Annotated in this window: 7 protein-coding genes; 5 read left to right on the forward strand and 2 right to left on the reverse strand. The window is 64.3% G+C overall.

The window, feature by feature from the left end:
* Window positions 1-24: 24 nt before the first annotated feature.
* Window positions 25-1,137, forward strand: coding sequence for a polyprenyl synthetase family protein (locus BFL43_RS21305; RefSeq protein ID WP_084894492.1), 1,113 nt, complete (start codon window positions 25-27; stop codon window positions 1,135-1,137).
* 55 nt (window positions 1,138-1,192) lie between these two features.
* Here the strand turns inward: BFL43_RS21305 and crtI are convergent, their stop codons facing one another.
* Both crtI and BFL43_RS21315 read right to left on the reverse strand, forming a co-directional pair.
* The gene (gene crtI, locus BFL43_RS21310) at window positions 1,193-2,776 is read right to left on the reverse strand and encodes a phytoene desaturase family protein (protein WP_084894494.1); all 1,584 of its coding nucleotides are present in this window, start codon (window positions 2,774-2,776) and stop codon (window positions 1,193-1,195) included.
* Window positions 2,773-3,723: a phytoene/squalene synthase family protein gene (locus tag BFL43_RS21315; RefSeq protein WP_084894555.1), complete on the reverse strand. Its 951-nt coding sequence runs from the start codon at window positions 3,721-3,723 to the stop codon at window positions 2,773-2,775. The genes crtI and BFL43_RS21315 overlap by 4 nt, the downstream gene beginning before the upstream one ends.
* 103 nt (window positions 3,724-3,826) lie before the next feature.
* Between BFL43_RS21315 and BFL43_RS21320 the strand changes: the two genes are divergently transcribed.
* From BFL43_RS21320 to BFL43_RS21340, 4 genes are all read left to right on the forward strand, one after another.
* On the forward strand, window positions 3,827-4,816 hold the full coding sequence (locus BFL43_RS21320; RefSeq protein ID WP_084894496.1) for a pseudouridine synthase: 990 nt from the start codon (window positions 3,827-3,829) through the stop codon (window positions 4,814-4,816).
* Between the two features lie 164 nt (window positions 4,817-4,980).
* Window positions 4,981-6,396: an amino acid permease gene (locus BFL43_RS21325; RefSeq protein ID WP_240498404.1), complete on the forward strand. Its 1,416-nt coding sequence runs from the start codon at window positions 4,981-4,983 to the stop codon at window positions 6,394-6,396.
* Window positions 6,393-7,757, forward strand: a complete 1,365-nt coding sequence (locus BFL43_RS21330) for an FAD-binding oxidoreductase (RefSeq protein WP_084894500.1) — start codon at window positions 6,393-6,395, stop codon at window positions 7,755-7,757. Before BFL43_RS21325 ends, BFL43_RS21330 begins: the two co-directional genes overlap by 4 nt.
* Before the next feature lie 171 nt (window positions 7,758-7,928).
* Complete coding sequence (locus tag BFL43_RS21340; RefSeq protein WP_084894502.1) at window positions 7,929-8,255, forward strand: hypothetical protein; 327 nt, start codon at window positions 7,929-7,931, stop codon at window positions 8,253-8,255.
* The last annotated feature ends 137 nt before the right edge of the window (window positions 8,256-8,392 follow it).

Below are 8,392 nucleotides of genomic sequence, written 5' to 3' on the forward strand. Positions count from 1 at the left end.
TACGCCGGACACGGAGAACGTCAGATGATGTCGATAGACCAGCACGCGGCGCCGATCACAAACGACCTGGTCGAGGAGCGAAACCGTACGATCTTGGCCTCCGTGGGCGACGTCTTGACCACGCACGTCACCGGCCACTCGGTGGCGATGGGCGAGATGAGCGCCGAGGTCACGTCGCTGACAGCAGCGATCGTGGACATGCTCGGGCGTGGGAAGCGGATCCGCGCTCAGTTCTGTATGTGGGGGTCGTACGGCGCGACCGGAGGCGAGCTGGTCGAGGGTGTCCCCGAGATCGCCGCGGCCATCGAGCTCTTCCATCTCGCCGCCTTGGTCCATGACGACCTGATGGACAGCAGCGACACCCGTCGCGGGCTCCCCACGGTGCACCGTCAGTTCGCCGACGGGCACACCCGCGAGCAGCGACTCGGGGACGCCGACAACCACGGATCCGCGGCCGCCATCCTGGTGGGTGACATGCTGCTGTCGTGGTCCGACGACCTGGCCGCGATGTCCACCGACTCGCTGGACTCCCGGACACGTCGCACTGTCCGTGCCATGTGGTCGCGGATGCGCGACGAGGCCTACGCCGGTCAGTACTTGGACATGCTGAGCCAAACCGAGGTCAGCACCTCGCGCCGGCGCACCGACCTCATCCTCGAACTCAAGAGCGCGAAGTACACGATCAGCCATCCTCTTCGTCTCGGCGCCGCCATCGCCGGAGGCGACGACGAACTACTGCACCTCTATGACCAGATCGGACTGACCGCCGGCGCAGCCTTCCAGCTTCGCGATGACCTTCTCGGTGTCTTCGGCGATCCGCAGGTCACCGGCAAGCCCGCCGTCGATGACATCCGGGAGGGCAAACGCACCCTCCTGATGGCCGTGGCCGAATCCCGGGCCGGCGACTCACAGAAGCAAGTACTCCGGCACGCTCTCGGTAATCCGGCAGTCGGGGACGCCGATCTCGAAGCAGTGCGGTCGGTGCTCACAGACACGGGGGCCGACGAAGCTGTCGAGGACAGAATCCGCGAGCTGACGGACAACGCCATGGAGATCCTGGAATACCTGCCTGTCGACGAGCTCACCCGGACCGCACTGACCGGTTTGATAGAAAGGTGTGTGTGGCGCCGCTCCTGACGGGTCGCCGTCGAGACCGGGTCGAACCGCGGACGCCGTTCCGCCGGTTCAGGATTCAGCTCGACGGGCCGACCGAGCGATCACCCTTCAGCCGCTTGCGAATCAGTTCTGCACTGATCAAACACATCGGCAAACCGATACCGGGACGGGTGCTCGATCCGGCGTAGAACAAACCCTCGACCTTGCGTGACCGGTTGGTCGCCCGCAGGAACGCACTCTGGCGCAACGTGTGTGCCGGGCCGAGCGCGCCACCTGACCACGAGTTGACGTTGTCGACGAAGTCGGCCGGACCCACCGAGCGCCGCACCACGACCCGTTCGGCAAGATCTGGGATGTGCGCCCATTCCGCCACGGTCTCGATCGCTTGGTCGACCACCTTCTCGACGTCGGGAGCGCCCATGCCGTCCACTCCCCCGCGCCCGAGACCAGGATCCGGGGGTGAGGGCACCAAGATGAAGAGGTTCTCGTGATCGGCGGGGGCAACCGAATCGTCCGTGGCGGACGGCCTGCACACGTACAGCGATGCCGGATCGGGCATGTGCGTCGGTGACTCGAAGATCGCGTCGAAGTTCGTTGTCCAATCGTCGGTGAAGAACAGCGAATGATGAGCCAGTTCGGGGACACTGCCCTGCACACCGAGATAGGCCAGCACCGCGCCCGGTCCCGATGTTGCCTTGTCCCACCACTTCTCCGGGAAGGTCTGCAGATTCGTGGGCAGCAGCCGGGTCTCCACGTGGTGCAGATCGGCTGCTCCGATGACGATGTCGGCGGAGACGTCCCGTTCTCCGCCACTGTGATCGCGCACTCTGACGCCGGTCACCTCACTGCGCCTGCGCCCCTTTCCAGAGCGACCCTGCCGGGCACGCGTGAGAATCGCGGTCGCGGATGTTCCGGTGTGCACCCTCACCCCGTTCTCAGTGGCAAGACGGGCCAACGCATCGACGAATGTCGTGAAACCGCCTTGCGGATAACGGACTCCGTCGGCCAGGTCGAGCCAGCTCATCAGGTGATAGATCGAAGGCGTGCGCTCGGGAGACGAGCCGAGGAACACAGCTGGATACCCGAGAACCTGCTGCAATCTCCGGTCGGAGAACCGTTGCGAGACAAAAGCCTCGAGCGACTTCGTGAGCAGTACCGCCAGCTTCGGGGCGTTGCGCAGGACGTCCACACCGAGAAATGCACGCGGAGAATCGAAACTGGTGTAGAGGAATCGCTTGACGGCGATGTCGTACGCCTCGCGCGCTGAGTCGAGGTACGAGGTCAGGCCGGCGCCGGCGCCGGGTTCGATGCTCTCGAATAGGGCCCGGTTCCGTTCTTCGTCACCCTCGATGTCGATCTTCTCGTCTACGCCCTCGAAGAACACGCGATACCCAGGGTCCAGGCGCACCAGACTCACCTGTTCAGCTGTGGTCGTGCCGAGCAGCTCGAAGAAATGGTCGAAGACATCGGGCATCAGCCACCAGGAAGGTCCGGTGTCGAATCGAAAGCCCTCGTGCTCCCATGAGCCGGCCCGGCCGCCCAGGTCGTCGTTCTTCTCCACTAGGTCGACGTCGTGCCCATCGCGGGCGAGCAGTGCGGCCGTCGCCAAACCTGCGACACCACCACCGATGACGACGACCTTTTTCGATGATGCCGTCACGACCGTCCGTACTCCTTCGTCAGATCACTCGAATGGATGAGCGCATGCGCACTTGCGAGTTGTGGTCGGCCGCGGCGAAGTGCGGCCGCGGCAGCGATGCGCGCCTTCTCAGGGGTGGGCACTCGCACCCTGTCTCGCCGGGCGTCGGCCGCCGAGGTCGCCCGCAGCCGCGCTGTCAGTTCAGCGAACAGATCGTGCGCCGTGCACACCGCCACGCGGCAACCGCGCGGCAGCTGGGCTATGGCCTCGGCGCTTGCGGTCAGGTCCATGTCGATGTCGTCGAGCCAGCTGCTCCAGATCTCTTCGTCGAGGTCATCTGGCCGAAGACCGACGAGGTACTGACGTCCCAGTCCGTCGCTGTCGTCACCGAAGTCTCGTAGGAAGTTGATCTTCTGGAAGGCCGCACCGAGTCGTCGGGCCCCGGGCGCCAGTTCTTCGTAGCGCGCCGACGGATTCCGCTCACCGGCGACGAAAGCACGCAGACACATCAGGCCGACCACCTCTGCAGAGCCGTAGATGTACGTGGCGAGACTGGTGAAGTCGTGCTTCGTGCGCTGGAGGTCGGTCCGCATCGAGTCGAAGAACGGCGCGATCAAGGATTCGTCGATGCCGACGCGACGCGCGCTGCGGGCGAATGCATGGACCACCAGGTTGGCGCTAGAACCCGTCTCGATCGCCGAGTAGGTCTCCTGCTCGAACTTGTCGAGTTCGACCAGCCGATCCGCACCGTCCTGGCCGGGCCGAGGCGCGTCGACCACCTCGTCGGCAACCCGAACCAGCGCATAGATGTTGCACACGTCTTGGCGGACCTGTCCGCGCAACATGCGCGTCGCCAGGCCAAACGATGTCGAGTAGTGCCGGATCACCAACGCGGCGCTCGCATCGGCGGCCGCATCGTAACGCCGATACGGCTGTAGCGCGTCTACGCGCCCTCGTGTTCGCATCATCCCGACCAGTCCTCGCCTTCTGTCAGCAGCTGAGTACTCCTTGACCTGCATTCGGAACCGAGGACGGTTCGGATGGCTCCGCGGCCGGTGACAGAATGACCAGATGCCGATGCCCTCGCCGCTACCCGTCAGGAACGGGGTCGGCGCAACAAGGCTGCGCATCCCGACCGCCGGACCGTGGACGACTGTCGCCGAGTTCATGGTCGCAACTTTCAGCCACCTGGACGCCGGCGACCTGCACCGCCGGTTCGACCGCGGCGAGATAGTCGGCTCCGACGGCCATCCGATCGACCGCAGCACACCACTGGGCGCGGATCCATTCGTCTGGTACTACCGCGATCTCCCGGCCGAGACGCCGGTGTCCTCGCAAGAGGAGATCCTGCACATCAACGACGATCTGGTCGTGATCGACAAGCCACACTTCCTCTCGACCACTCCCGGCGGGCGATACCTGAAGGAGACGGCGCTGGTCCGGCTCCGGACCCGTCTCGACAATCCGGACCTGGTGCCCATGCATCGCCTCGATCGCGCGACAGCGGGGGTGTTGATGTTCTCGGCCCGGCGCGCCACCCGCGGTGCATACCAGTCTCTGTTCGAACAGCGTCAGGTCACCAAGGTGTATGAAGCTGTCTCGGCACTTCCGCCAGGGTGGGACGCCGATGCACCGTCGCTCGCCGGACACTCGGTGCCTGTCACCTACCGCAACCACATCGCCTCGCGCAGCGGCGTGCTGCGGGTGGTGATCGACGACGCACTCGCACCCAATTCCGAGACGGTGATCGAGGTCCGAGGGTCCGGCATCAGCGCCTCCGGTCGCGCAGTTCTGCACACACTTCTTCGCCCGCATACGGGCCGTCGGCACCAATTGAGAGTGCATCTGGCCGCACTCGGTATCGGAATTCTCGGTGACACCTGGTATCCCGACTTGCTGGCCGAGGCACCGGACGACCACTCACTCCCGATGCAATTGCTCGCTCGCGAACTGCAATTCACCGATCCGCTGTCGGGACTGCCGCGGACGTTCATCACCCGTCGGACTCTGCTCGAGGCACCCGTTTGCCTGACACCGGCACGCGACGTATCTGATTGGTGAAATTTGCAGCAGACCGACGTAAGTCGGGTTAGCATTCTTTCGACGTTCCGCTCAGCAGCCCGGAATGCCTTCACCCGATGATTGAGGTATTCCGCGTGTCGACACCCCTCACTGACGACTCCCAAGCCGAACCGCCGTCTTCCGCACAGGACTCGGGCCCGGAGTTGCAGCGCACCCTCGGCGGTTTCCAGGTCTTCGCCATTTCTTTCGCATTCATCTCCGTAGCCGTGGGCATCTTCGGGACATATGGCGAATTGCTGGTGACCGCGGGTCCTGTCGGGATGTGGCTGTGGTTGATCGCTGTGGTCGGCCAAACCCTGGTGGCTCTCGTCGTCGCCCAGTTCGCTGCCCGCATAGCACTGAGCGGGTCGTCCTATCAATGGGCCTCACGACTGGCCAACCCTAAGGTCGGCTGGCTCTTCGGGTGGCTCACCTTCTGGTTCCTTGCCACCGCGGTCGTCGCCTTGGACAGCGCGCTGGCCAGTCAGGCATTCATGCCGCTGGTCGGAATGGACGAAAACGAGGACGTCGCCCGGATCATCACCGTGGTCATCCTGATCATCCAGGCAGTCCTGGTCATCGCGTCCACCCGGCTGCTGGGCCTCATCACCTCGGGCGCTGTCGGTGTCGAGCTGGCCATCGTCGCAATCTTGGTGGTAGCGCTGATCGCGGTCGTCGCGTTCACCAGCAGCGGTGAGATCAGTAACCTCACCTCACGGGGCGTCACAGCAGGAGACAGCAACTACTTCGCCATCGGCGGCGGTCTCACGGCCGGAATGCTCATGGGTCTGACCACCCTGGTGGGCTTCGACTCCGCGGCCAATCTCGCCGAGGAGGCCAAGGACCCGTTTCGGAGCGTGCCGCGTGCCATCGTCGCATCCGTGGTCGCCGCGGGTGTCGCGGGATTCTTCTTCCTGATCGCACTGACCCTCGCCATCGATGACGTCGACGCCATCAGCAAGAGCGGATCGCCCGTTGCGGCCATCATCCGCGACCAACTCGGGCCGGTGATGGAACGGATACTGCTGGCCGCCATTGTCTTCGCGATCTTCGGTGCCGGGATGGTCGTCATGGCTGCGTGTTCGCGTCAGGCGTTCGCAATGGCTCGAGACCGACGATTCCCGGCGCACCGCCTGATGAGCAAGGTCAATCCGCGCACCCAGACACCGATATTCGCAACCCTGCTCATCCTGGTCGTCGGCGTGGTCTTGCTGGTCGCACTGCCGGGAGACGCGTTGATCAAACTGATCACCGCCTCGACACTGCTGCCCGCACTCATCTACGGCGCAACCGTCGTCCTCTACCTGGTGGTCCGAAAACGCCTGGAGTACAAGGAAGGAGGGTTCAGTCTCGGACGCTTCGAATTACCGATCGCCGTGGCGGCCCTCATCTGGGTTGTCTTCGCGTTGTTCGTACTCGTCACCCCCGGTGACTCCACGGCCTCCAACGTCATCGTCGCCGGTCTGATCCTGTTGGGCGGCATCTACTTCGCCAAGATGATGATCTTCAATCGCGAAGTTCTCGAGACCGAACCGTCCGGTGGCGACGCTGTCGACGCTGTTGTCGAGTCGACCGAATGAGGCCGCCGAGTTCGTCCTCTGACGCGCTGACCGGCCGAGTCGTCAGGTTCGGCGACGCGGACTACGCAGCGGCCAGCGCCGGTTGGAACCTGCTGTTCAGCAACGCCCCCCAGGTCATCGTGTATGCCCAGGCGACCACCGACGTCGTCAACGCGCTCGCCTGGTCGCGGCGGCACGAAGTCCCCGTCCGGGTGCGCAGCGGTGGACACTGCCTCGAAGGCTGGTCCAGTGTCGACGACGGCATCGTGATCGACGTCAGCGAGATGAAGTCCGTATCGCTCGACACGCAGACGCAGACGGCGACGGTGGGCGCCGGGCTCAATCAACTCGAAGCCGTAACCGCCTTGGGGCGAGAGGGATTTGCAGCACCGACCGGTACCGAGGGAACCGTCGGTACGGTCGGTGCCACCCTGGGCGGCGGTTTCGGCCTGCTGACCCGCATCTTCGGGATGGCTTGTGACAACTTGTTGGCAGCAGAAATCGTGGTTCCTTCCGATGACGGCGGCGCCGAGGTGATCGTCGCCGACGAAACGCACCACACAGACCTGCTCTGGGCGCTGCGAGGCGCCGGCAACGGCAATTTCGGGGTCGTCACGTCGCTGACCTACCGGGTGCATCCGTTGACGCAGACCATCTACATCACAGCGACGTGGCCAGGAATCGACCATCTGCCCGCTGTCTTCGACGTCTGGCAGCGATCTGCGCCGACGACGGACAGCCGACTGACGAGCCAGATCGAGATCAGCTGCGACGCAGTGCAGGTGCTGGGCGTGCTGGTATCGGGCTCGGAGGCGGAAGCCTTGGAGCTGCTCGCCCCGATCTTGGCTGTCGGAGCGCCCGAGGTCTCCATGACGGACGCGAGCTGGGTGGACAACTACACGGCGTTCCAGATCCCGATCGCAGACGAACCGGCCAACTGGAAGTTCTTGTCCCAGTTCGCGTCGACACCATTCCCCCGAGAGGCAATCGATCTGATCTGCACCTTCATCTCGACGGCTCCTACGCCGCTGTGCAACTACTTCGCGAACGCATTCGGCGGCGAGGTCGTGCATTCCGAACCGGCGGGCGGGTCGGCGTTCGCGCACCGCAATGCGTTATTCTACGCGGAGCCGGGCGCGGGCTGGGGCGTCCGGGGCGGGTCGTCCTCGTCCGACGACCCTCTGGCGCCTGCGTGCTTGCAGTGGGTCGCGGACTTCCATGAGGCACTGGCGCCCTATGTGTCTGGGGCATACAGCAACGTCCCCAATGCGGATGCGGTGGATTGGCGAACCGACTACTGGGGCACCGGCGTCGACCGCCTGAACGCGATCAAGGCCGAATACGACCCACACCAAGTCTTCACTTTCGAGCAAGGATTGTGAACACTCCTCCCCAACTCCCCGCCACCGCATCGCGCACGCATCTCCGGCGCATACGTTCGGTGCTCGTCGCCGGCGCCAATCTTGCCGGCGCGGACTTCTCGTCCAGGAATATATTTCGAACGGATTTCACTGACGCCGATCTCACCGGCGCCTCTTTCGCCGGCAGTTTCCATGCCAAATTATCTGGGACAAGATTCGAAGCTGGCGTCGACCGCTAAGGAGCTGACGAGCACTGGACCAAACACCATCGCCAAATGGACCCTGCCGGCCGGTCTCGCAGATACCGTCGCGGCGACCGAGTGCACCCCAGCGTCGGGCAGCGCATTCCCGGCAGGCGCCACCACCACCGTGAGGTGCGTGGTCGCCGGCGGCGGTGGTACCAAATACGCCAACAAAGGAGAAGGCTTCGGCACCTTCACCGTGACCGTCAGTGCGTACGAACCACCCGAACCGCCTGCTGGGTCCTCGGGATCATCGGTGGGCGGGCTGTTCGGCTGACACCATCGACCGCAAGTCGGCTTGTCAGGTGCGATCAATCCGTTTGCTGGTAGACGTCGGGGATCCCGTCGTGATCGTCGTCGCGTTCTTCATCCTCGCAGATGTTGCGGTAGTGCCGATTTCGAGCGCGCAGCAGA

It is taken from the genome of Williamsia sp. 1135 (genome assembly GCF_002095395.1).
Classification (GTDB): domain Bacteria; phylum Actinomycetota; class Actinomycetes; order Mycobacteriales; family Mycobacteriaceae; genus Williamsia.

What these genes read in the sequence shown, in the direction of transcription:
- BFL43_RS21340 (WP_084894502.1), top strand. Translation starts at nt 7,929, where the DNA reads ATGCCAAATTATCTGGGACAAGATTCGAAGCTGGCGTCGACCGCTAAG.
- BFL43_RS21315 (WP_084894555.1), bottom strand. Translation starts at nt 3,723, where the DNA reads ATGATGCGAACACGAGGGCGCGTAGACGCGCTACAGCCGTATCGGCGT.
- BFL43_RS21320 (WP_084894496.1), top strand. Translation starts at nt 3,827, where the DNA reads ATGCCGATGCCCTCGCCGCTACCCGTCAGGAACGGGGTCGGCGCAACA.
- BFL43_RS21305 (WP_084894492.1), top strand. Translation starts at nt 25, where the DNA reads ATGATGTCGATAGACCAGCACGCGGCGCCGATCACAAACGACCTGGTC.
- BFL43_RS21330 (WP_084894500.1), top strand. Translation starts at nt 6,393, where the DNA reads ATGAGGCCGCCGAGTTCGTCCTCTGACGCGCTGACCGGCCGAGTCGTC.